Source organism: Heterorhizobium halophytocola (assembly GCF_017873095.1).
Classification (GTDB): Bacteria; Pseudomonadota; Alphaproteobacteria; order Rhizobiales; family Rhizobiaceae; genus Allorhizobium; species Allorhizobium halophytocola.
In genome coordinates this window covers 24,649-47,849 of sequence record NZ_JAGGJU010000018.1, presented here as the reverse complement: position 1 = coordinate 47,849, position 23,201 = coordinate 24,649, and the positions used below count along the sequence as shown (strand labels likewise).

The window sequence follows — 23,201 nt, the reverse complement described above, 5'->3', positions numbered from 1 at the left end:
TTGCGACGTTACTGACTGCTGGCCTCGCTGGGGCGGTCCTGGAGTTCCGCGATCAGCTTCGAAAGGTCCGTCTTGTTCTGCAGGATCTCTTCCAGCAAACGCTCGAGATCCTCCGACCGGTCCGCCTTGCTCAGCAGGTCGCGCAGTTCGTTGCGGGCGTCGAGCAGGGCCTTGAGAGCCGGAACCTGCTGCACCACGGAACCCGGCAGGAAGTCGTCCATGCTCTCGAATTTCAGGTTCAGGCGGATATCGGAACCGTCATCGGCGAGCGTGTTGGCCACCGACATTTCCAGGCCCGGTGTCATGCGGCGCATTACATCGTCGAAATTGTCGCGATCGACCTGCACGAACTTGCGCTCGCCGAAGGGTCTGAGCGGCTCCGTCGGATTGCCCGAGAAATCGCCGAGAACGCCGACGACGAAGGGCAATTCCTTCACCACCATCGCGCCTTCGGTCTCCACCTCGTACTTGATGTGAACCCGCGGTTTCCGCACGCGCTCCAGCTTTTCGTGAACGCTTGCCATTGGCATCTCTCCTTCGTCTTGTCTTGTTCGGTTGAATGATGTCGGGGGCCATCAGCCCCGCATGAATTGTCAGCTCTGGGTCTTGTCCGGCTTGTCCTGCATCGGTCTTATGCCAGCGGCCGTCAGCACCGACATCCTGGCCTGCTGTTCCGGCAGGAGTTCGGCGAGCAGTTCGGCGAAATCCATCCGCCCCCTGAGGACCAGTGTCTCGATCGCCATCGAGATCGGCGAATGAGGTTCGGTTCTGCGGAAATAGCGGGCCACGGTCTTCAGCAACTCCAAGGCCTCCTCGCGGGAGCGGATGCCTTCGGGCGACACCTGCTGGGCGGGAGAGGGCGCTGCGGTGAGTTGGCCTTCGGTCGGATGGGGGTGGGGTTGACCGTCTGCCTGGACTGGAGACGGTATGCCTTTGTCGGGTTCGATGCCGGTTGCGTCCCGCGCCCCGAGCGCGCGCAAGGCGGCGGCAAATTGGAGCAGGACATTCCGGGTGTTGGAACTGCCGGGGGCCAGTTCGCCGCAATTCTGGGACAGCACATCGTTCAACCTCTCGAACGCCTGCAGACACGTGGTCACATCTGCCAAATGCGCCGTAAGCGCATCTGTTCCCGCTTCGGTTGCGGCTTTTTCCAGGGACTCGCGTCTGGCGGTCTCGCCGGGGCGTTGGGCAAGCTCGTAGTCCCAGAGCGAAAGATGGCCGAAGCGCTCGCCCGGGATCAGGGACGTCAGCCGGATCGGCTGGATGATGGTGCCTTCAGCGCCCATGCCGTTCAGCCCGGCAAGCGGCGCCACTCTCTCCTCTAGGTCGTCCGCTTCGATCGAATGGACGTCCTCCCAAAAATTACTAAGTATACGCGCTGTTGCCTCATAGACCTCGCCTAATCCAGCAATTCCAAATAGTCGAAGATTAGACTCTGCTAGCCAAGCGAATACTTCGATATCGCGTGTTACCGAAGTAAGCAGGTGCAATCCTTGATTGTGGACATTGGACCATTGCTGGGACAACCTGAAAGCTTCACCTGGTTGAGTGGATCTCTCTTCTGCGCGGGCCTGATTTCTTTCATCCTTAAGCTTATAGTATAGCTCACGTGTGGCTTCGTCGTGACGAATATTAATTCCACAATTACCCCCTAAATCTAGTGGTTTTGTGAGCGTGGTCACGAGCACTGCAGCATATCCTTCAAAAAATTGTCACATAGATAGACGCTCCTTAGAGCTAGAGCCGCATATGACTTTCCAAAATGCGGCGAAAGAGAGGCGCGACTCGTTTTTGTTAAGCTTTGGGTAAGATGAACACCTTTTGGACAAAATTGATATTTACTCGACCTAATCAACGAAACCAATTCCCGGTTTCGGCGTTCCGCTTTGAAATACACGCTATGAGAGAGGGTGAGGCATGCCGCAGATCGACGTCCAGCGGTTGATCCACAGGCTGCAACCGGCGCTACGGGTCGCGCTGGAACAGGCAGCTTCGGTCGCCGCCGCACGGCCGCACGATCAGGTCGACATCGCCCACTGGCTGTCCGTGCTCGCCCGCGACGATGCGACGGCAGCCGCCTTTTCAGCCGTTGCCATCGACCCGATCATGCTGCAGCGGGAGGCCGAGCGGGCACTCGACGACGGCCGGATCGGCTCCGGCCAGGATCTGACGCTCTCACCCAACCTGATCGCGCTTTGCCGCGAGGCCTGGCTGACGGCTACCCTGCAGGCGGGCCGTCAGTCCGTCACCCCTTACGATCTGATTGCGGCACTCGACCAGGAGGTCGCGCTGCGCAGCCTGGTGCGCGGGCTGTTTCCCGCACTGAAGAGCCTCAATCGCTCGCTGTTGGACGAAAAGCTTGCCGAAGACGCCGAAGCTGTTGCCGAAGACGGTGCCTCTGCGCCGGCCGCCCTGGCGTCCAGGGGGTCGACCGAGGAATTTCTCGATCTCTACACCCATGACATGACCCGCGACGCTGCAGAGGGGCGCATCGACCCCGTGATCGGGCGCGACGCCGAACTGCGCCAGATGGTCGATATCCTGACGCGCCGCCGCCAGAACAACCCGATTCTCGTCGGCGAAGCCGGGGTCGGCAAGACGGCCGTGGCCGAAGCGCTGGCGCTCGAGATCCATGCGGGCGCCGTGCCGGACAAGCTGAAATCCGTGCGCCTGCTGATGCTCGATCTCACCCTTTTGCAGGCGGGGGCCGGCGTCAAGGGGGAGTTCGAACGCCGCCTGAACGGCGTCATCGACGCCGTCAAGCGCTCGCCGGAGCCAATCATCCTGTTCATCGACGAGGCGCATGGCCTGATCGGTGCGGGCGGCGGCCAGGGGCAGGGGGATGCGGCAAACATTCTCAAGCCGGCGCTTGCGCGGGGCGAGGTCCGCACCATCGCCGCCACCACCTGGAGCGAATACAAGCGCTATTTCGAAAAGGATGCGGCCCTGACACGGCGCTTCCAGCCGATCTATGTGCGGGAGCCGGATGAGGAAACGGCCGTGCGCATGCTGCGCGGTGTCGCCGACACCTTCATGAAGCACCACGAAGTCAAGATTCTCGATGAAGCCATCGTCGCGGCGGTGCAACTGTCCGTCCGGTTCATGCCGGCGCGCCAATTGCCCGACAAGGCCGTCAGCCTGATCGACACGGCGGCCGCATCCGTGTCGCTGGCGCGGCAGACCGCGCCGGAACAGCTGGTCATGCTTGGCAAAGAGCTGGAGATGCTGGCCGTCGAGGCTGAATGGCTCCAGCGCGAACCGGCCTCTGAGGAGAGCGCCGAGCGCAAGCTGGCCCTGGCCGCCGAGCAGGCGCGGCTGCAGCGCGAGGTCGACACGCTGGATGAGCGTTTCCAGCGTGAACTGGCAGCGCTCGAGGCCGAGGACGCAAGCGCGGAAGATGCCGGTCATGCCGTGCCTGACGTGCCCGCGGAGCTTGCGGAAAATGTCCGACCGCTGCGCGGCGAAAACAAGCTCGGCAGGCGGCGCGCGCTGCCGCTGACGGCCAGTGGCGAGGAGCGGCTGATCCCCCGGGTTGTCGATCGCCATGTGATTGCCGCCATCGTCTCGCGCTGGACCGGAATTCCGCTCGGCAAGCTCCTGACCGATCAGATTTCGGCCGCCCGTGCACTCGATGTGCAGCTCCAGGAACGGGTCATCGGCCAGCAGGATGCGATCGGAAGGATCGCCGACGCCATGCGGGCCGCCCGCGCCGGACTGACCGATCCGCGCCGCCCGCCTGCCGTTTTCCTGCTGGTCGGCATGTCCGGTACGGGCAAGACGGAGACGGCGCTGTCGCTGGCCGACCTGCTCTATGGCGACAACGGGCAGCTGACGACGATTAACATGTCCGAGTTCAAGGAAGAGCATAAGGTTTCCATGCTGCTCGGCTCGCCGCCCGGCTATGTCGGTTACGGCGAGGGCGGCGTCCTGACGGAAGCGGTGCGCCGCCGTCCGTTCGGCGTGCTACTGCTCGACGAGATCGACAAGGCCCATCCGGGTGTCCAGGACATCTTCTACCAGGTGTTCGACAAGGGCTCGCTGCGCGACGGCGAAGGCCGTGACGTGGATTTCAAGAACACCACGATCTTCATGACCGCCAATACCGGCTCGGATCTGCTGGCGACGCTGGCGGAAGATCCGGACACCATGCCGACCGGCGAAGCGCTGGAAGCCCTGCTGATGCCGGAGCTGCAAAAGCAGTTCAAGCCGGCCTTTCTCGGCCGCACGGTCATCCTGCCGTTCATGCCGCTCGGCAAGGATGCGCTGGCGAAGATCGTCGACATCCAGCTGGAGCGCATCCGCGAGCGGGTGCTCGCCGCTTATGGCCACGAATTCCATATCGACGAGGCGGTGCGCGACGCGCTGGTGGCTCGCGCCGCCGGCAGCGAGATCGGTGCCCGGGCCATCGAGATCATGATCGGTCGCGATCTGCTGCCGCCGCTTGCAAGCTATTTCCTCGACCGCGTTGCGGCTGGCGAAAAGGTGACCTCGGTGGAGGTCACCCTGAAGGACGACCACTTCGTCATCGCCGCGTTTCGCGACGCGGCGACCAAGAAATTCCCTGCCGTCTCTTAACGGGCGCGCCTGGAATGCAGATGCCGATTTGGCCGGGACGACCGGCGAGGGCGGCTGAATTCGGACCAAATGTAAACCGCCATAAGGCGAACAGAAGCTAGACAGGAGAGCAAAGAATATGCCGATTTATCTTCAGATCGACGGTATTCAGGGCGATGCCACCCACGAGGAACACAAGAAGTGGATGGATATCGAGGCCCTGCACTGGAACGTGGCCCGCAGCATGAACACCTCCGCAGGCTCCACGGCCAACCGCGAAGCCTCCGAGCCGACCGTGTCGGAAGTCATCCTGACCAAGGTCAGCGACAGCTCCTCGACCAAGCTCTTCCAGGAAGCCTGCGCCGGCCGCACCGGCAAGCAGGCCGTCGTGCATCTGGTGACCACCGGCAATCCGGGTAACACCTATATCGAATACCTGCTGACCAACACGCTGATCGCCAGCTACTCGGTCGATTCCTCGGGTGACCGCCCGGTCGAGACGATCCGCCTGAACTTCACCAAGATGGAAGTGAAGTACACGCCTTACGACGAGGACAACTCGCCGAAGTCGCCGATGATCGCATCCTACGATCTGTCGACCACAAAGGCCGCCTGATCGTCAGGTCGCCTTTTGGAGCCGGCGCGCCGCCAAGCGCCGGTTCCTCCCTTGGATATCGGTCCGCTGCCTCAACGGCCACCGGACCGACGGATTATCGCGCAGCAGCGCCGAGCCTTTAGGATTTTTTGGAGGGGACATGCCGGATTTCAACGTGGAGTCGGATCGGCTCAAGATGAGGATCGCCAATCCGGACGATCAGTCGAAGGCGATGACACGCATGGGCCGGGGCCCGAGCCTCGACTATATCACCTATGCGCCCGGACCGCGCGATGTCGGTGCCCGCAATGCGCGCGGAGGGGCGGCGGCTGCCGGCCTGCGGATGGCGGCGGAAGCCTTCAACAGCTATTCCCTGCATCACTGGCTGGAAAAGTGGCTGGAGAACAACCAGGGCAAGATCCTCGAGGCGATGATGGCCAAGGGGCACCGCGCCTTCGTCGTGCAGTTCAACTATTCGGAAAACAATTTCGCCGAGACGCGCAGCTATTTTCCACGCAATGCCTTTCTTGCCGGAACCGTGCCGACGGCGGCCGACAGCGGCGAGGTCCTGACCGCGCAATTCATGTACGGCCCCAAGGCCGATGCCATCCCGCCCAACAGCTCCACAAAGTTCCGCTACGCCTATCTCGTCGGCGAGCTGAAATAGGCAGCCCGCAAAGATCCGGTTGCATCCAAGGATGATCGCTCATGAACGACCAACCCTCCGCCGAAGACTTCGTCCAGGCAAGCCGTGTGCTGCGGGTGTCCTCGCCGCTTGGGCAGGACCAGCTGCTGCCGGAGCGGATGGAGATCGAGGAGGGCGTCAACCGCCTGTTCGAGATGACGGTCGCGGTGCGTGCCAAGAAGGAGGCGGTCAAGCCGGAAGAACTGATCGGCCGGCTGACGGATGTGTCGCTCGAGGTGCGCCAGGGCGAGGATGACGATGCGGTGCGCCGGCCGTTCAACGGGCTGGTGACGGATCTCTTCGAGGGGCCGCCGGCCAGCCGCGGACTGCGGTCCTACCAGCTGACGCTGCGCCCGCAGATGTGGCTGTTGTCGCGCCGCACCGACTGCCGCATCTGGATGGACAAGACCTCGGTCGAGATCGTCGAGACGCTGTTTTCCGAACATGGCATTCCCGCCCCCGACACCTCCGGCGTGGTGTCCATGCCGCCCGCCCAGCACTATTCGGTCCAGTGGAACGAGAGCGATCTCGACTTCCTGCTGCGTCGCTTCGAGGAAGACGGGCTGTTCTGGTGGTTCGAGCACAAGGAGGGCAGCCACAAGCTGGTGGTGGCCGACAGTGCCAACAGCTGGTCGGGTCCCTCCGACAGTGCCGAGGGCGAGGGGCGGGTGCGGCTGGCGCAGGGCTCTTCCGACCGCAACCACATCACCGAATGGATGAAGCGTTTCAGCTACGTGCCGGGCCAGCGCGCAGGCGCCGACTGGAATTTCGAGACGCCGAACATGGTGCCCGGCACGATGACGCCGTCGCTGGTGCAGATGCCGGATGCGACAAAGCGCGAGCTCTACGAATATCCGAGCCGCGCGCTCGACGTGTCCGCCAACGAGCGGATGGAAAAGCTGCGGGTGCAGGCAAGCGAGGCCGACCACGAGCGGATCTTCGGCAAGTCGACGAGCCGGATCCTCGAGGCCGGCCGGCGCTTCACCCCGTACGAGGTCGCCCACCCCGACCACGACTACGAGGAGCACATCATCTCGGTGATCCGCCACCAGGTGGTCGATCGTTCCTATGAGACCAGCGACAACAATCCGGAATATTTAAACAGCTTCGAGGCGATCCCGTCGCGCGTGCCGATGACCCCGCACCGGGCCACGCACCGCCCGCGGATCGAGGGCACGCAGGTGGCGATCGTCGCGGGTCCGCAAGGCGAGGAGATCCATCCCGACCAGTATGGCCGCATCAAGGTCTGGTTTCCCTGGGACCGCAAGGCGAAGAAGGACGGGTCCGACACCTGCTGGATCCGCGTGGCGCAGAACTGGGCGGGCGCCGGCTGGGGCGGCCAGGTGATCCCGCGCATCGGCATGGAAGTCATGGTCGCCTTCATCGACGGCGACCCGGACCGGCCACTGGTGACGGGGGTAGTGCCAAACCCGAAGCAGAAGGTGCCGTATACGCTTCCCGATAACAAGACGAAGAGCGTGTTCCGGACGGACAGCTACAAGAGCGAGGGCTTTAATGAGCTGACGTTCGAAGATGCTACAGGAGCTGAAGAGATCTACCTTCATGCCCAGCGGGACCATCGCCTTCATGTTGAAAACTCACGCTCCAAGCGCGTGGACAACAATCAGGCCGAGTCGATCGGTCACAACAAGACGATCGAAGTGGGCAACAACCACCACGAGGTGATCGGCGGCAATATGACGCTGATGGTGGGGCCGAATGTTCTGCAGCGTGGCGTTGTTTCGGCGATGGGCATCCTCCGGGATAAGATGGGCAATTTGCTGACCGACAAGCTTGGTAGCTTCACGGACAAGCTCGGCTTCTTGAATGCCCTGAACATGGGGGAGGGCAACATGGTCGTCGGAGTTGGCAAGAATAAAGCCGAGACGGTGATGCTAAGCTCGAGTGAGATAGTCGGTGGCGCCAAGGTTCTGGCGGTTGGTGGAGGCTATCAATTATCCGTTGGAGGCATTGAAAATAAGTCTATTCAAATGGGGGCCTATGAAGAAGTTGGTCAGAACAAGACTGTGGTCGTGGGAAAGACATTCGAAATTGTGTGTGGGAAAACCAAGATCACGATGAGGGAAGAGGGCACGATAACATTCGAAGCCGATGTGGGCATTGTTCTGAAAGCCGGGAAAATCGACTTAAATCCGTGAGGAAATACCTTTGACAAGAAGATATGACGACGGTGAGTTCATCAAGAATGAACCCGAACGCAGAAAGTTGCGAGATCAATATAGAGATAAATTTTTTGCTGGTCTGGGCGCCACTAGGCTGAGCGATCCTTTCGAGTTTGAACCTAATTCGGTGGTACAGTTCGAGGCGGTATCCCGATTGATAGCCAAGTCGTTGCCGTCTCTCGAGGCAAATTCGGATGCGCTTGAACTCGCCCACAAAGAGATTCAAAGCTTGGTCATGGGCGTGAATGTCGATGGGTTTGGGCCTGCTCCGGGGAAGCGTATCAACTTCCAGCGGATGAGTACCCGATCTCTGGACCAGAACTTTTTCTCGACAAAGTTGAGCGGGCTTTGAGGAACTGATCCATGGGTAGCGCTGCCGCATTCACAGATGTTCAAACGGATGACACGCACACAGATGGTTCATCCTGCGTCGTGTATGCGACAGACAAGGCGTATGAATACGCGGCAACGGTAAGGTTTATAGGGCTTCTTGCCGGAGTTGGATCAAGCGATGACGTCACCGCAGCGAGGGCCCTCGTCAAGCGGATGATCGATGAACTCGGCATTCCCACGGATTTGCGCAAAGCCACTGATGAGGAAGAGCGTACCCGTAGCGAGATGGAGAAGGCTCAGCACGAGTTTGAGCTCGCAAGCATTTTACACGGGCAGAATTCAGGCGCTGCACAAGAAGCGTTGCTCGCAAAAAACTCGACGGCCCAAGCCTTTGAGCAGGCTCAAGCTCAACGCACAGCGCTTATGCACCAGAGTTTCAAAGACTTTTGGTCGAACCTTTGGGCCTCGCTAAAGGATACATATAACAGCATTATCGCAGCCTTTCAGAATGGAACCTGGAAAGTTGCACTTTGTAAAGCATCGGTAGACGCAGGCTTCTCTATCATTGAGACTGGGGTGGCGGCGGCTCTTACCGCAATGGGAATGGCTGGCGCGGCGATGTTTCTCAAAATCGTCGCCAGGGTGACCGCAAAAGGATCCAGACTGGTCAAAATAACCGTCAAAGCCTCCAGAAATATTATGAAAAAACGTGTCGTTGAGGCAGGTTTAGGCAAGGCTGACGTCCAAGAAGATTTCTACCGGGCACTTGATGTTGATGCTGAACTAACGGATGCAGAGAAGCGAGTTCTCGGATCCGATAATATGGGCAACACGACTAAGGATCGCGATCACGGGCATGCTGATACCGATCCCAAACGATTGGCCAAACCGATAAGTCGGCTTGATTGGCGCAAAGAGCTTAATAGTAGGGGTGTCAGCGACGCGGACATTGCTTTGGCTGGGGAGTCGGGGAAGACTCCAGCGCATATCGCCGCAAGACGAAAAATGGTCACCGCATATTCCGAAGCTTACCACGGTGACACCGACAACTTGACGGGGGGGACATCTTTCAATCTTAGCCAGCCCATCCGAGTTCGTCCCATATCCGCGAATGAGAAGATGTTTCAGTGGAATGGAGAAGGGCGGCCTCCAGGCAATTGGGTTGATCCAACAAACGCAGGTGACCCGCACGGCTTGGGTATCGCGCCTTATGGTCGAGAGGGCACTAGCGTCAGTTTCACCGAAGACGCTCATGGTTTGCTCGGAACAGGTGCTAGGGCGGCGGACGCAGGCGATGATTGGACAACCAAATCGAGCAGTTTTCAATATAGAGGTGGCGGGCAACAGCTATATGTGCCGGATGACATGAAACCCGCTATTTCGCTGGATAGCACACGTCCGAAAGTCCCATGGCGAGAGGCAATTCGTGGAAATGAGGCCGATATCGGCAGATCAACTACACTTAAAACAGGCTGGGAAGATATCCTGTTGGATGAAAGTTTAAAATATGGGCGTTCTTATAAGAACTTTTCAGATATCGTTGACTTCTACGATCAATGGGTGACGAAGTCCCCGTAGTAACACCTTCATTATGCTGCCTCCAACAAAAAAGGAATGTCTATGTCTAAGGCTGGCTCACCGATTCATATACCTTTTCGCTCCTACGACGATTTTGTCCATGAAGTTTATTCGACCCGTGAGGATGTTGTCAGGTGGGATGAAGAGGCAATCAAGATTGACAGTTTCTATGGTGACGCCACACCCGGATTTTACGCTTCTTTTGAGGCAATTATGAATCAGTACGCCTTTCTAATTCGCTGTATTGAAGGTGAAGAGACTATGGACGAGGCTATCACCGGTTTGATGCGTTCGTCCTGGGAGGCCACCTATGAGAAATCGGTCGAACGAGGCATGGCTCAGCATCCATTCTTCCATTTATTTATCCAAGTGAAGGAGGAGGCTGTTTCCAGCAATATGCTGTTTGGGCCTGATGGACGGAAGAGAGAGAAGGAGATAGCGAATGCAGTCGACAACCTGAAGCAGAGATACTCTGATGTCGACGAGAGGTCTGAGGAGGGATTTGCTATTGACAAGATCCTCATGAATTTGGACCCATTTATTTATGCGTCGTTGATAGATAATGTTAGGTATAAATTTATCGTCGCAAAGCAAATATTCAATTTTCCGTCTCGATACCGTGATGCTTTGTACGAAAATCGTCCTTTATTGGAGCGGATGAATTGTATAAAAAAATATATCTATTCTCCAAATAGTATAGGTACTCCCGTGTCTTTGTTTTATGAGAATATTGACAATTACGGAGCGGAATTTTCATCGTTGGTTTGATCGATCTTTGGTGCGATAAGGATGATTATTTTTGGAATATTTGACCATGTATATGCTGTTTTTTGCAGTTTAGTATATAAAATTCTTGCAGGTGTCCGATATATTGACTTGCGCGAACCTTGTGTAAGTATGGGCGTCAAGTTCTGTTGTGAATGGTTATAATCTCTCGAAGGAAGTCGAGCATGCCCCCAGCCCACCGCAAAGCCGACATCGGCTCAGCCCACGCCTGCCACTTCCCGCCCACGCCTGCGACCGGCGGCAGTCCGGATGTCTATGTGAATGGTCGTCCACTGATGCGGGTGGGCGATGCCTATGCGGCGCATGCCTGCGTGGCTGGCCATGCGGGTCCGCATCCGCGGGCGTTGGCCGCGGGATCGGCGACGGTTTTCATCAACGGCAAGGCTGCCGGCCGGATCGGTGACGCGATCGATTGCGGCGGGTCAGCCGAGACGGGCTCCTCCAATGTCTATATCGGCGATGATGGTGCAGGGGGCGGTGCCGGCGGCGCGGGTGCGTCGACCAGCGGCACGCCGTGCCAGAAGGCGATGGCTGCCAGTTCCACGCCCGGCGTGCGAGGGTGACGCAATGGCCCTGACCCAGCGTGCCGAGCGGCGGCCCGAGGATGTCCGGGATGCCCTGGAACGACAATTTTACGATTTGGTCGAGGGCGGCGCCCACCGCATCTATGTGGTGATGGATGGCGCGCGTTATGCGGCCCTGCCGGCGCGGCTGAACGCGGCCGGCATGTCCTTTCGCCCGCTCTACCGGCAGGTGCCGGGCAACGCGGAGACGGTGCTCGGCGGGCCATGGCTTGTCGATCCCTATCTGGTTTCACGCGCGCCTCAGGAAACCGCAGCCGACGGTGAGGACGAAGATCTTTCCGACGAAGCGCTGGAGGCGAAGGCGGCGGCGATGGCGGCGGAGATGGCCGCCCATGTCGCGGTCGGCGGCGAAACAGGTGGCGGGGTTCTCCCCTCGGATATCATCGATGATCCCGATCGGGTGGCCGAACGGCTGCGGCAGATTTTGGATGTCATCGACGACCGTCCCGGCGCCGTTTTCTGGGTCACGGACAGATCCGTCACCGCCGAGACGCTTTCCCGCCATCTGCGCCGGATCAACCAGATGCTGGTCGCCCGCAAGGACGCGCCGCGAACGGTGAGGCGTCCGGGTGGTGTGGCCATGGCCCATGCCTATGAGCGGGTCATCTTCCGCCACGCCGATCCCAATGTGATGATACAGGTGGTGCCGGCGCTGGAGCCGGAGCAGGTCGCGCGGCTGCTCGGGCCGGCGGCGCTGCTGTTCTTCGCGCCGGAGCCGGAATGGGGCGGCGGCCTGAAGCGGATCCGCCACCCGGGAAGCGCGGTATCCCCGGCACCGGGACCCTTCAGGCTGGACATCCGCCAGGTGGAGGGCATTGAGGAGGCAAGGCGTGCGGCCAACCTGACAAGACGTGTGGACTATCTGCGGCAGACCTGTCCGTCCGAAACGCAAGATGTGAGCGAGGACCAGTTGCGCGAACACATCCGTGTCAGCGAGGTCAGCGGCACGCGGCTCGGACTTGTCTCCGAAGGCGCCCATTGCCGCTGGGCCTTCGTCATGTGCAAGACGGGCGGCAGGGTGCTCCACAATCGCGAGGCGCTGCGTTTCATCGCGCGTGAGGGCAAGTCGCCTGACGATCAGATGAGGGCCTTCATGTCGGGTATTGCCGGGGCCATGGCACGACAGACCGCCAGTGGTGCCGCATGAGTGACGGCGGCTTTTTCGAGAATCTGCTCGGCGGTCTGGGTCTCGTCGGCGGTGGAGCGGTCGGGGCCGTGGAAGGGGCTGCGGCCGGTGCTGCCGTCGAAGGCGCGATCGGGGCCGGCGTCGGGGCGGCAGGCGGCGCACTTGCCGGAGGCGTAGGCGCTGTACCTGGCGCTGCCGGTGGGGCAGTTGTCGGTGGCGGAATTGGTGCGGTCACCGGCGGCGTAGCTGGCGCCGGCGTCGGGGCTGCCGGCGGCTATGCGGCCGGAACCAGCGCCGGGGCCTGGGTCGACGACACGGATGCGGGTCGCTATGTCAATCAGAAGATCGATGACGCGCGGGACTGGTTGTTTGGCAACGAGGCGGCCGACCAGGCGGACGCCAAGGCCGATACCGATACCTGCCAGACCTGTCCGTGCGCACGTAGCGTCGTTATCTCCCGGACAGCCTCTCCGCAGGCCGCACAGCATATCGCCGACGCCCAGGCGTCCGGATATCCCTCGGTGCTGACGCTCGATCGACCGGGCACGACCGCCAGGCGAGCAGCATCGCTGAGAGGCATTCCGACAAAGCCCGGCATGGACCGCGACGAATATCCCCCGGCCACCTTTGCCGAGGGTGGCGCCGGCGCCAGCGTGCGCCATATTCCACGTAGCGACAACCGTAGCGCCGGTGGCCAGATCGCCGCGCAATTGACCGGCGCAACGGAGGGCTGCAAGATCACGATGACCGTAGGACCATGACATGATTGCTGAATTTCCGTTGACCGTTCTCTATACCCAGGTCGTCGTGCATCTGGCAGACCTGCCACGCCCGGGCCTGCTCTGGGATGACGAGCATGTCGCCCAGGGCTTTGCATGGTCTGAGGGTATCGTGAGTTTCGGCGTGCCGGATCATGACGGCGAATGCCTTGTCATGGTGGATAGCGCGCAAGCCGTCGAAGTGGCCTCCTCGGCCTATTGGGCGATACAGGTACCGTTCGTTGTTGACGCCAAGCCGCTGAAGGTCGGCACGATCGGCGCCATGCGCGACATCCGCGTTCCGACCGGGCAATACAATCTGGTTTTTCAGGCTTTGCCGGGGGATGCTGCAAAAGATCAGGCATTCACGCTGGCACTGACATTCGTTGAATCAGATGCGCCGGATTTTGCGATCCTGAGACAGGGTGATGAGCTCGAGACCGATCAGGTCCTTCGGCGGGATGCCGAGCACGCGTGAACTTGCACAAGGTTGCTCGCAAGGCTCTTCCGACCGCAACCCCATCACCGAATGGATGAAGCGCTTCAGCTACGTGCCGGGCCAGCGGGCAGGGGCCGACTGGAACTTCGAGACGCCGAACATGGTGCCCGGCACGATGACGCCGTCGCTGGTGCAGATGCCGGATGCGACAAAGCGCGAGCTCTACGAATATCCGAGCCGGGCGCTCGACGTGTCCGCCAACGAGCGGATGGAAAAGCTGCGGGTGCAGAAAACGGCATCATCGGTGCCCAGTGGTCTCAGGGCCGAGGGGTGAAGGGCGGCGATCGTTTGCAAAGACTTGACGCGCATGCCGCAAGGCTTCAAGCCAATGGATGCCCGGTGATGAATGCGCGACTGAGGGTTTGCCCCGGTCGGGGCTCAGATGCGACAGGAGCGCCTTTATGAGTGACAAGGTCGAATTCACTTACGAACAGCTTCATGACGTTCCGCTCACGGATCGGGAACGACCATTTCACGATATTGCCGATATTCTTGGGCCGATGACCCATGTCACGCCTCTTACTGAAGCTGAGGTTGAGAAATACCGAGGTCGGCTGCCTGACGGTATGATCCAGTTCTGGCTGCAGCATGGGCGCGGTGCGCTGCTTAAGGGCTACCTCTGGATTTGTGATCCCGATCTGCTCAAGCCCGTGCTGGAGGCGGTGTTCGAGGGTGACCCGGAATTCTCTGCCGATGATTTTGATTGTTGTGCGTACTTTTATGACGGTCGGATTATGGCTTGGAGCCCTAAATACCATTTGACATACATAGATTTAGCCGGGTTTGAGAGAACCGTGTCGGCTGAGCCAGAAGGGCCCATTCTCGACGGCTGGGGAAATGAAATGAGCCCAGATTTCGCCCTCGGCCACGCTATCCGCGTCAAAGGATATTCCCTTAGCCGTGACATGCACGACGATTACTCGGATTATGCCCTTTTTTCCTCGGCATCCAACCGGTTTGGCCTGCTGGAACCCGGCGAGATCTTCGGCTTCTTCCCGTCTCGCCAGATGGGTGGGGAAGGCTATCCGGAAGACATGCGCAAGGTGGGTCTCGTCGAGCACCTTCTGTTCCACCTGCAACTTGGGCCCGCCACGCTGAGAGACTGGCAGAAGGATCCCAACAATTCCGACAATCCGCTGCGCAGACCGGTTCCCAAACGCCTTCTCGGGCCGCAATAGCGTCACGCCGGAAAGTGTAGCAACGAACCAACTGACTGGAGAGCAAGGGTCTTGGTGCAAAGCCGCCGCTGAGCGGACGCCAACTGAGCCGTCGGTGGCGCGTAATCCTGCCGAGCTACTCGGGATGCCGCACCGTCCGGAGCAGGTTGCAAGCCTGACCCTTCAACAACATGGCAGAACGATGAAACTGAGTTTTACCTGCTGCCAGGCCGTATCCTGGGACGTGTTTTATGTCTGTGGCTGCCGTGACGACGCCGAGCCCTTCGCACCCTTCTCGGCAGTGCTGCAATATGCCCGAGGTCAGCAACGCGAGGGGCGTGACTGGGCTTTTGACGAGTATCCCTTTGTCGTCAGCGACATGAGCCTGTTTTTCTGGGACAAGGTCGATGCACGGATCCTCTGAGTGCTCGATGAACCGGGCCTGGTGGCATCCGCCGATCCGGATTTTGCCGACGAGCCGTTGGTCGATGCCGGGCGGTCATGGCAGCAGGGGCTGCGGCTCGGCCGGCTGACACGGCTGCGTCAGATCGGTGACGAGCTTTATGCGGCCGGCGAAGGCGGCCAGACCTACCGCCGCGCCAAGGGCGCCTGGGAACCGCTCGACCCGGCTTTCTTCCGGCCGGAAATCGACCCGAACTGGCAATTGGAATTCATTCCGGCTGACTGGATCGCAAAGGGCTATTCTGTAACAGACTATCTGGCAGAACATCCTGACATTACGGATAGATGGGCGGAGCGTCTCACCGAAGTCTATCGCGACGATCTGATCTACGGCATCAACGGGCCGCATCAAAATGAGGTATATGTATGCGGAAAGGACGGACTTCTGGCGGTTCGTACAGACGAGGGCGGCTTTCGGCGCCTGCCGCTCGAGACCGAAGCCCGGCTGCTCGACATCGCCGTGCTGGACGAGGACCGGATCCTGGTTTGCGGTGAGCAGGTCCTGCTGATCGGCAATCATCGCGACGGCTTTCGGCCCGCAGCCCGGCTGCCGTCCGACCTGACCTTCCGCCGCATGGCGGTTCTTGCCGGAAAGGTCTACCTCGCCGCCAGCGGCGGTAGCGGCGGGCTCTTTGTCTGCGACAATGGCCGCCTCGCCCGGGTCGAGACCAGTCTCGACCGCGAGATCGGTGGCCTTTCCTGGCTCAGCGCCACCGAGGATATGCTGCTCGCCGTCGGCCACAAGGAGATCGTTCGTTTCGATGGCAAGAGCTGGGACCGGGTTCGCTATCCAGGCAACGGGTGATCGGCGGTGACGTAATGTCTTTTGGCGATGAACTCTTTGAACGGATCGGGACATGCGGCAATGAAGCATGGATTGATAGGTTGCAGAATTTCCTCAAGCAAGTCCCTCCCGCCGTAGATGACATTCGCAACGGTCGGGGTGCAATCAGATCGCATGGATGGGTTTTGACATTCGAAATCTTGCCGCGGACGGGCGCGGGCATTCCCGAGGATATCGTGCTCCAGCGCGCCACGGGTGACGCCGCGGCATCAATGCCCTTCTCACTCGATCCGCAGGGCGAGACACTTGATAGCGTAGTCACAAAGTTGACTGACAATATTGCACGCGGAAGTCCCTCCGCGATCGCAGCCGGTGACAGAAGAGTATCGTTCTTCCTGGAGAACGCGCGCGTAATCGAACTGACATTCAATGAGGGAATGGAAGGTTTTAGTCGCATTTTGATGGCGAGACTGGGTTCGTCGATCTCGGCCTTATACGAAGAGGCCAAGGGGCGTCCGCCATGAGCCTGCCACCGCCACGCGAAGGCAGCCGGGCAACGCCCGAAGGTATTATCATCTCGAAATACCCTGACGTATGCCGTTCTCCAGTGGCGCCTGTGCCATATACGATCATTGCCTATCAGAACGACGATGCGAATACGGCCTCGTCCGTATTTTTGACCGGGCAACGCGCCCACAAGCAGAATTCGCTTGTGACGAGATCGATGGGCGACGAGCCCGGAACAGGGCTCGGGGTCAAATCGGGAACGGTCTCCTCCATCTGCCAGCGCAAGACGCACTCCCAGACCGTGCGAATCGAGGGAGAGTGGGCGACGCGTCATGACGACGAATGGTGGATGAACAACAAGAACACGGTGGGAAAGCTCAGCTGGCCGAAGCACCATCTGACATTCGAACCGACGCCGCCTCTGAAGGAAAAGCCGACGGAGGCATCTACCTCTTCCAGCCAGCGTCTCGTGATGAGCGATGCCACTCCCTTCGCATTCCAATCCGGCCAGCAATATGCATACCTGGACCAGAACGGCCGCTTTACCGGACCCGGATCCAGCCCGACAACGAAGCCCCCGGCGCCGCTCCCCCCACCCGACGTCAAGCCGCCCCAGGTCAAGCCGCCGACGGAACCCAAGCCTCCCGCGACGGAGCCGGGGAGCGGGTGGCGACGCTGGTGGAAGATCGGACTGATGACCGAAATTGCCCTGATAGAGGAGGCTTTTCATCGGCTAGCCGGAATGCCGAAGCGTTTGGAGGAGGCCCATCACCAAGATCTCGTAAACCAGGGACGCACGCCGGAGGCTATTGCTTCGAACGTCAATTCCAATTTCAAGAATACCGACTTAGGCCGCTGGTATCCGGGCACGATAACAGACTACGCTAATGAGATAGCGGCAGATCCATCTGCTGAGGAACGTCTTCAGTTGCAATATATGGTCGATCAGGCCACCAAGGAGAAACAGACGGAGCTTGACACACTCACACCGCCGCCGGAACCCGCAGGGCGGACGCCGAACAATGTGTCTACCAAGGATAGACGGCGACGCCGCCGAAATTGCAGGCTGAGACCTTATAAGAAGGGATGCGCGGACGCGGCACCCTACTCGACGCCGCATCATGTTGTGGCGGATCGCGCGTTTCGAGCGCCGGGTAAAAATGGGGCCCTCTACAAGGGCGGGGTTCCGCATGCCGATGGATACTGCATCTGCGTCGACGGCGGGACACCCGTCTTTAAAGGGCCAAAACTCAATGAGCATGGTGTCATTCACAGTATCTACAACGACGGTGAGAAAAAGCTCGGTGCCGCGGGCGAGCCACCAGGCACGGCAAAGCTTGAAAATCTTGAAAAAGTAGGCGTCGTATCAGCAGCGGTTGTTACTGGTTGCGATCCAGCCGACCTATTACGTCAGTTGCGGAACTATCACCGCAACGAACGCAAGCTTTCAGGCTCCACCCTCTTTCGCGCCGACCCGAGCGGAACGACTTCCGTCGACCCTAGCGCAGTTGGCAGCGGCTCTGGCAATAATCCGAATGTGGATCCGTTCTGAGGATAGAAAAAATGGTTGTTCCGGTCAGTTTTGTTGCAGCATGCGCTGGTGCCGATGATGTTTTCATCATATCCACAATCCCAGATGGTCTCGAAGAAGAGGCCGATTACACCCGGATATATTTTCTTTCGCCAAATGGTCAGGATCTCTGGTCCTATCGCGACTGGCCAGGCCATCAAGCGGTGTCGATTTGTGTCCGGAAGGCTACTGCGGAGAGACCGCGAGCATCGTGTGCACTATCTGAAAAAGGCTGGGTACGCATTGCCAATTCACTCGGGGACAAATTCGAACAGATTCCAGGTGTCGGCCTCACCGATGGACGCGAACTTGGCAACGTGACCTGTATCCGCGAGATCGGCACGACCCTCTTTGTCTGTGGCGACTATGGCCAGGTCTATCGACGTGATGCGAGTGGCTGGACTGCGATCGATGAAGAGTTGGTGGCGCTTGGACGCAGTGTGCAAGACCTGCCGCTACCGGACGAAGCCACCCTCACCGATGACATCCTTCGGCAATTCACCCAGTCGATGCGCGAGGCGCCGAATTTCATCGAGATCGATGGCACCAGCGAAGACGACGTATACGTGTGCGGGTTGGGCGGCAATCTCTTCCACTTCGACGGTGTATCGTGGAGCAAGATCGAGACCGGCACCGACGGCGTGCTGACAGGCATTCATTGCGTGTCGGAGGATGAAGTCTGGGTCGTCGGACAATACGGAGCCGTCCTTCGCGGCAATGTGCGGTCTGGCTTCCAGAGCCTGGGGGAGTTTTTTCCGGAGAACTACATCTGGTCGGTGCGCGTGTTCCAGGGCAAGGTCTATTTCGGCACGACGCATGGGCTCTATGTGTTCGCGAACGGGCGGCCACAGTTGATCACCAGCGGCAAGCTGAACGAGCGTAGTCCTATCATCTGCCTCGACAGCTTTTCTGATGACGTGCTCTGGATTGCGACCAACCGTCATGCGTTCCGCTACGACGGTTCCAGCTTCGAGTTTTTCGAGCATCAGGACAATACTGCCTTTTAAACTGTGTTTCGGCAAGGGATCTGACCCCACAATAGGCGCGGAGAGTTGACCCTGAGAGCATCCCCCAATTCCGAATAACTATCGTGCCTTGGTGCAACCTCTATGGCGGCCAGATCTGTGGGTGTCTTCGTCCCGGCCGGATTTCAAAAACCAAGCTGGTCAGATGTTGAGCCGCGTGCCGTTTAGAAGCGTGGAGTAATGTATGTCCGAGAAAACAGAATTCGTTGGGACCTTGGTTGCCGCGATAATCACTTCTGACGAGGTTGAGCCGCAGAATTGGGAAGAATTCTCACTTGTGATCGCTTTCGAGGATGACAGAGTGAGCGAGACCTACGGATATTCCTATGATGCCAACGGCGATTGGGAAGCCATCGCTATTCGCCCCCGGCTTGTTCGCGAGGAGGCTGCTGCCTATCGCGATTGGCTGAAGCGGGAAAACGACAAGGCGCTCATCAAAATGCTCGTCCAGTTCAATCGGTCGAGCAATGGATACAACGTCGACTTCGAATACGACAATCCTGCGCGCTGGAACGTTACGCCTTCCAACCTCAGCGAGATTACCGAGAAACTGCGCCGTCATTTGGGAGGCTGACATGCGAGCGATGGTCGATCACACCTGACAACGCACGCGAAGTGCTGGCCGAGTTAAAACTACACTTTGATGCTCTGGGATGATCTTGCCCGTCTGGGACGATGAGAAGAGGAAGTCGAGCATGCCCCAAGCCCACCGCAAAGCCGACATCCGCTCCGCTCACGCCTGCCACTTCCCGCCCACGCCTGCGACCGGCGGCATCACACCCGCGCAGAAACTGAAAATGGCCGCGTGAATTCTACTGCCGAGCCCCGTTAAGAACGGGGGGATTACCAGGCCAATCACCTTTGATATCTGGCGAAGTCGGGCAACTTGCTGATGGTGTGATGGCAGCGCGCGCAAATATCGGAGGTGATCGATTGAACCAGGCGCAACTTTGTGGGGTTTTCGGTCGCTGCGAAGTTGTATTTGACGACGCGCAAGGGATCTTTGCGGATCTGTTGACGGTTCTTTTCAATGCGAACCGTGAGCAAAGAAGAAAAGGCGCATGTACATGGTGCGGTGGCGGAGCCCGAAAAGGTCAGTCGCAGCGCGCGGTCATGCCGCCGTCGACGACGAGTTCGGTGCCGGTGATGAAGCGGGCGTCGTCGGAGGCGAGGAAGAGGGCGGCATTGGCCGTGTCGCGGCCGTCGCCCATGAAGCCGAGCGGAATGCGGGCCAGGCGTTCGGACAGCAGTTTTTCGACATCGCCCCCGGCCCGCTGGCCCGCAAGTCTGGTTTCGACCATCGGCGTGTGGAGCTGTCCGGGAACGACGGTATTCACCCGGATGCCATGCGGCGCATATTCGACCGCCACGACCCGGGAGAACTGGATGACCCCGGCCTTGGTCGCCGCATAGGCCGACTGGGCAGCGCCCGTCCAGCGCATGCCGGAGGTCGAGGATGTGTTGACGATGGCGCCTTTTTTGCGCGCGCGCATATGCGGCAGCACATGCCGGCAGGTATAGTAGACGCTGGTCAGGTTGAAGCGCACCTGGCGCTCCCAGGTCTCCTCGTCCATCGCCTCCGGGCCGCCCTTGGCCGATCCGCCGACATTGTTGACGAGGATGTCGATGCCGCCGAAGGTTTCGACGCAGGCATCGGCCATCGCCTTGACCGAATTGGTGTCGGTGATGTCGCAGATATGGCCGACGATCTCGCCGCCCGCTGCCCGGGTCCGCTCGATCGTCTCCTGCAAGGCGTCCTTGCTGATGTCGACCGCGAAGATCCTGGCGCCCTCTTGCGCAAAGCGCACCGCTGCCGCGCGGCCATTGCCCCAGCCGGGCCCGACACAACCGGCACCGGTGATGATGGCGATACGATCCTGAAGCCGTGCTGACATGGCCGTTCCTCCTTATGCCGTGAATTTGTAGAGCCGCATCGGATTGTCGACCATCAGCGCCTGCAGCAGGGCGGGCGTCGGCGCGATCGCCTGCAAAAGGTCGAACAGCACGCCGTCATCCGGCGGATCGGCGCGGAAATTGGGGTGTGGCCAGTCGGTGCCCCAGAGGACCCGCTCCGAATAGGTTTCGACGAGCTTGCGCGCGTAAGGCAGGGCGTCCGCATAGGGCGCATCCTGACGCGACGATCGCTCGCAGCCGCTGACCTTGACCCAGACATGATCGTTTTCGAGCAGCTGCATCAGCGCCGTGAACGGTGCCTGATCCAGGCCGAGGGAGGCATCGACCCGACCCATATGGTCGATCACTACCGGCACCGGCAGCGATGCCAGCACCGGCGCCATTTCGGCGATCAGCCCGGCTTCCATATGGATCTGCAGATGCCAGCCGAAATCGCCGAGACGAGCGGCCAGCGCGCTGAGCTCGTCGATGGTGGCACCCGGTGCCAGATGGCCCATGTAATTGAAACGGATCGCCCGAAAGCCCTGCGCGTCATGACGGCGGATCTCCGCGTCGGAGACGTCGGGCCGCAGAAGCGCAACACCCAGATAGCGACCCGGCCGCGCCGCGATCGCATCGGCGGTGACGGCATTGTCGAAGCCGTGGCATCCCGACTGCACGACGACGCAGCGCTCGATGCCGGCCATGTCGTGGAGTGCGAACAGTCTTTCCTTCGGCGCCGCGCCGGGCTTGAACTTGCTCTCGGGCGCATAGGGAAAGCGGTCGAGCGGACCGAAGACGTGGCAATGGGTGTCGCAAGCTCCAGCGGGAAGCTTGATGGCCGGTTTCGACGGGGTGTCGACATAGGTCTGCGCGCCTGTCGTCATGAAATCATTCCTCTGATCTGTCTCAGTTCATCTCGCAGGCATCCGGATCGAGCGGGTCGACCTCGAACACGTTGATGGTCATGGAAATCAGGCCGTAATAGCCAAGCAAGCCGGTCAGATCGACCACGGCCTCGGCGCCCAGGATAGCGATCGCCCGCTCGTAGACGATCTGGCTGACCTTGCGGTCGCGCTGGACGGCAAGGGCGAAATCATAGACCACGGCCTGGTCGTCGGCGTCGAATTGCGGTTGCCGGCGATCGCGGATCGCGTCGACGATCTCGGGGGACAGGCCGGCCTTCAGGCCGATCAGTTTGTGCGCCTGCCATTCGAATTCGGAGTTCCACACGCGTGCCGTCACCAGGATCGCAAGCTCGGACAGGATCGGCGGCAGCAGGGTGTCATAGCGACAATACCGGCCGAGCGCCTGGGACCGATCGGCAAGGTCCGGCCGGTGCAGCCAGATCGCCAGGGGGCCGCGCACGCGACCCCGCGGACCCGAGACGATCTGCTCATAGACGGATTGCTGGGCCTCGCTCAGATTGTCGAAGTCGGGCGGGGAAAGGCGGGCCATGTCACGTGTCCTCCGGTCTGGCGGTGGCATTGAAGGCGGGTTCGTGGTCGGCAAAGGCATCGAGCCAGGCGGCGATCTCCGGGTAGGCATCGCGCCAGGCCACGGGCTTGCGCCAGTCGAGATAGCCGAGTGCACAGGCAAGGCTGATCGTGACGAGGTCGGTGCGGGCGGGATCCGGCAGCTCGCGGACGAAGACCTCGAGGGCGCGGAAGATCTTGCTGCGCTGATGCGCGAGCCAGCGCTCGGAGATTTTCTCCGCCTCGCGAAAGCGCCCCTCGTAGACCATCAGCAATCCGGCATCGGCGATGCCGTCGGCCATGGTTGCCGCGGTCAGCGCCAGATAGCGATCGAGCCCGTCCGCCGGTGCCAGACGGTGCGCCGGCGCTAGGCTGTCGAAATAGTCAAGGATCACCCGGCTGTCGAACAGGATCCGTCCATCGGCCAGGATCAGGGTCGGCATCTTGCCTAGCGGGTTTTGCCGGCGCAGGCTGTCATCCTCGTCGAGCGTGTCGGCGGGCAGGATGGTGATCATCCGTTCCAGCCCGAGCAGCCTGGCGGCGATCCGCGTCTTGCGGCCGAAGGGCGAGGTCAGGGTCGTGCGGAGGATCATGCCCGCCGTTTCCGGCGGGAGGTGCCCACGGTGCAATTCGGTCATTCCAGCGTT

At 60.2% G+C, this 23,201-nt stretch carries 24 protein-coding genes and 1 pseudogene; 19 read left to right on the top strand and 6 right to left on the bottom strand.

Going from position 1 to position 23,201, the window contains the following annotated elements:
* Positions 1-8: 8 nt before the first annotated feature.
* Positions 9-524 carry a type VI secretion system contractile sheath small subunit gene (gene tssB / locus J2Z17_RS24285; RefSeq protein WP_209949290.1) on the bottom strand — a complete coding sequence of 172 codons (516 nt, stop codon included), beginning with the start codon at positions 522-524 and terminating at the stop codon, positions 9-11.
* A gap of 69 nt (positions 525-593) precedes the next feature.
* On the bottom strand, positions 594-1,688 hold the full coding sequence (gene tssA, locus J2Z17_RS24280; protein ID WP_342454459.1) for a type VI secretion system protein TssA: 1,095 nt from the start codon (positions 1,686-1,688) through the stop codon (positions 594-596).
* Between the two features lie 229 nt (positions 1,689-1,917).
* Here tssA and tssH point away from each other — a divergent pair, with 229 nt between their 5' ends.
* From tssH to J2Z17_RS24185, 19 genes and pseudogenes are all read left to right on the top strand, one after another.
* Positions 1,918-4,575, top strand: a complete 2,658-nt coding sequence (gene tssH, locus J2Z17_RS24275) for a type VI secretion system ATPase TssH (protein WP_209949288.1) — start codon at positions 1,918-1,920, stop codon at positions 4,573-4,575.
* A gap of 118 nt (positions 4,576-4,693) precedes the next feature.
* Positions 4,694-5,170 (top strand): Hcp family type VI secretion system effector, encoded by a 477-nt coding sequence (locus J2Z17_RS24270; protein WP_209949285.1) that lies wholly within the window; start codon positions 4,694-4,696, stop codon positions 5,168-5,170.
* A 139-nt stretch (positions 5,171-5,309) separates the two neighbouring features.
* Entirely contained in the window at positions 5,310-5,816 is a 507-nt protein-coding gene (locus J2Z17_RS24265; protein WP_209949283.1) for a hypothetical protein, read from the top strand.
* Between the two features lie 41 nt (positions 5,817-5,857).
* Positions 5,858-7,993, top strand: a complete 2,136-nt coding sequence (gene tssI, locus J2Z17_RS24260; protein ID WP_209949281.1) for a type VI secretion system tip protein TssI/VgrG — start codon at positions 5,858-5,860, stop codon at positions 7,991-7,993.
* 10 nt (positions 7,994-8,003) lie between these two features.
* Complete coding sequence (locus J2Z17_RS24255) at positions 8,004-8,369, top strand: hypothetical protein (protein ID WP_209949279.1); 366 nt, start codon at positions 8,004-8,006, stop codon at positions 8,367-8,369.
* Between the two features lie 11 nt (positions 8,370-8,380).
* On the top strand, positions 8,381-9,928 hold the full coding sequence (locus tag J2Z17_RS24250; protein ID WP_209949277.1) for a polymorphic toxin type 46 domain-containing protein: 1,548 nt from the start codon (positions 8,381-8,383) through the stop codon (positions 9,926-9,928).
* Between the two features lie 42 nt (positions 9,929-9,970).
* Positions 9,971-10,696: a hypothetical protein gene (locus J2Z17_RS24245; protein ID WP_209949275.1), complete on the top strand. Its 726-nt coding sequence runs from the start codon at positions 9,971-9,973 to the stop codon at positions 10,694-10,696.
* Positions 10,697-10,878: 182 nt separating this feature from the next.
* On the top strand, positions 10,879-11,277 hold the full coding sequence (locus J2Z17_RS24240; protein ID WP_209949274.1) for a PAAR domain-containing protein: 399 nt from the start codon (positions 10,879-10,881) through the stop codon (positions 11,275-11,277).
* 4 nt (positions 11,278-11,281) lie between these two features.
* Positions 11,282-12,445, top strand: a complete 1,164-nt coding sequence (locus J2Z17_RS24235; protein ID WP_209949272.1) for a hypothetical protein — start codon at positions 11,282-11,284, stop codon at positions 12,443-12,445.
* Entirely contained in the window at positions 12,442-13,185 is a 744-nt protein-coding gene (locus tag J2Z17_RS24230; RefSeq protein WP_209949270.1) for a NucA/NucB deoxyribonuclease domain-containing protein, read from the top strand. The genes J2Z17_RS24235 and J2Z17_RS24230 overlap by 4 nt, the downstream gene beginning before the upstream one ends.
* A 1-nt stretch (position 13,186) precedes the next feature.
* Entirely contained in the window at positions 13,187-13,660 is a 474-nt protein-coding gene (comJ, locus tag J2Z17_RS24225) for a competence protein ComJ (protein WP_209949268.1), read from the top strand.
* Positions 13,661-13,676: 16 nt separating this feature from the next.
* A pseudogene (locus J2Z17_RS24220) lies at positions 13,677-13,910 on the top strand (contractile injection system protein, VgrG/Pvc8 family); the annotation flags it as partial.
* Positions 13,911-14,082: 172 nt separating this feature from the next.
* Positions 14,083-14,859 (top strand): GAD-like domain-containing protein, encoded by a 777-nt coding sequence (locus J2Z17_RS24215; RefSeq protein ID WP_209949266.1) that lies wholly within the window; start codon positions 14,083-14,085, stop codon positions 14,857-14,859.
* 94 nt (positions 14,860-14,953) lie between these two features.
* The gene (locus tag J2Z17_RS24210; RefSeq protein WP_209949264.1) at positions 14,954-15,262 is read left to right on the top strand and encodes a hypothetical protein; all 309 of its coding nucleotides are present in this window, start codon (positions 14,954-14,956) and stop codon (positions 15,260-15,262) included.
* A complete protein-coding gene (locus J2Z17_RS24205; protein ID WP_209949262.1) occupies positions 15,263-16,105 on the top strand; it encodes a hypothetical protein in 843 nt (280 codons plus the stop codon).
* 14 nt (positions 16,106-16,119) lie between these two features.
* The gene (locus tag J2Z17_RS24200) at positions 16,120-16,608 is read left to right on the top strand and encodes a hypothetical protein (protein WP_209949260.1); all 489 of its coding nucleotides are present in this window, start codon (positions 16,120-16,122) and stop codon (positions 16,606-16,608) included.
* Complete coding sequence (locus J2Z17_RS24195) at positions 16,605-18,143, top strand: DUF4150 domain-containing protein (protein WP_209949258.1); 1,539 nt, start codon at positions 16,605-16,607, stop codon at positions 18,141-18,143. Before J2Z17_RS24200 ends, J2Z17_RS24195 begins: the two co-directional genes overlap by 4 nt.
* 11 nt (positions 18,144-18,154) lie before the next feature.
* On the top strand, positions 18,155-19,168 hold the full coding sequence (locus tag J2Z17_RS24190) for a beta propeller repeat protein (protein ID WP_209949256.1): 1,014 nt from the start codon (positions 18,155-18,157) through the stop codon (positions 19,166-19,168).
* A gap of 202 nt (positions 19,169-19,370) precedes the next feature.
* A complete protein-coding gene (locus J2Z17_RS24185; protein ID WP_209949254.1) occupies positions 19,371-19,760 on the top strand; it encodes a hypothetical protein in 390 nt (129 codons plus the stop codon).
* A gap of 520 nt (positions 19,761-20,280) precedes the next feature.
* Here the strand turns inward: J2Z17_RS24185 and J2Z17_RS24180 are convergent.
* Genes J2Z17_RS24180 through J2Z17_RS24165 form a run of 4 tightly spaced genes read right to left on the bottom strand, consistent with a single transcriptional unit; the run spans position 20,281 to position 23,147 of the window.
* A complete protein-coding gene (locus J2Z17_RS24180; RefSeq protein ID WP_209949252.1) occupies positions 20,281-21,081 on the bottom strand; it encodes an SDR family NAD(P)-dependent oxidoreductase in 801 nt (266 codons plus the stop codon).
* 12 nt (positions 21,082-21,093) lie between these two features.
* Positions 21,094-21,966, bottom strand: coding sequence for an amidohydrolase family protein (locus J2Z17_RS24175; protein ID WP_209949250.1), 873 nt, complete (start codon positions 21,964-21,966; stop codon positions 21,094-21,096).
* Positions 21,967-21,988: 22 nt separating this feature from the next.
* A complete protein-coding gene (locus J2Z17_RS24170) occupies positions 21,989-22,537 on the bottom strand; it encodes a carboxymuconolactone decarboxylase family protein (protein ID WP_209949248.1) in 549 nt (182 codons plus the stop codon).
* A gap of 1 nt (position 22,538) precedes the next feature.
* Entirely contained in the window at positions 22,539-23,147 is a 609-nt protein-coding gene (locus J2Z17_RS24165; RefSeq protein WP_209949246.1) for a glutathione S-transferase family protein, read from the bottom strand.
* Positions 23,148-23,201: the final 54 nt, after the last annotated feature.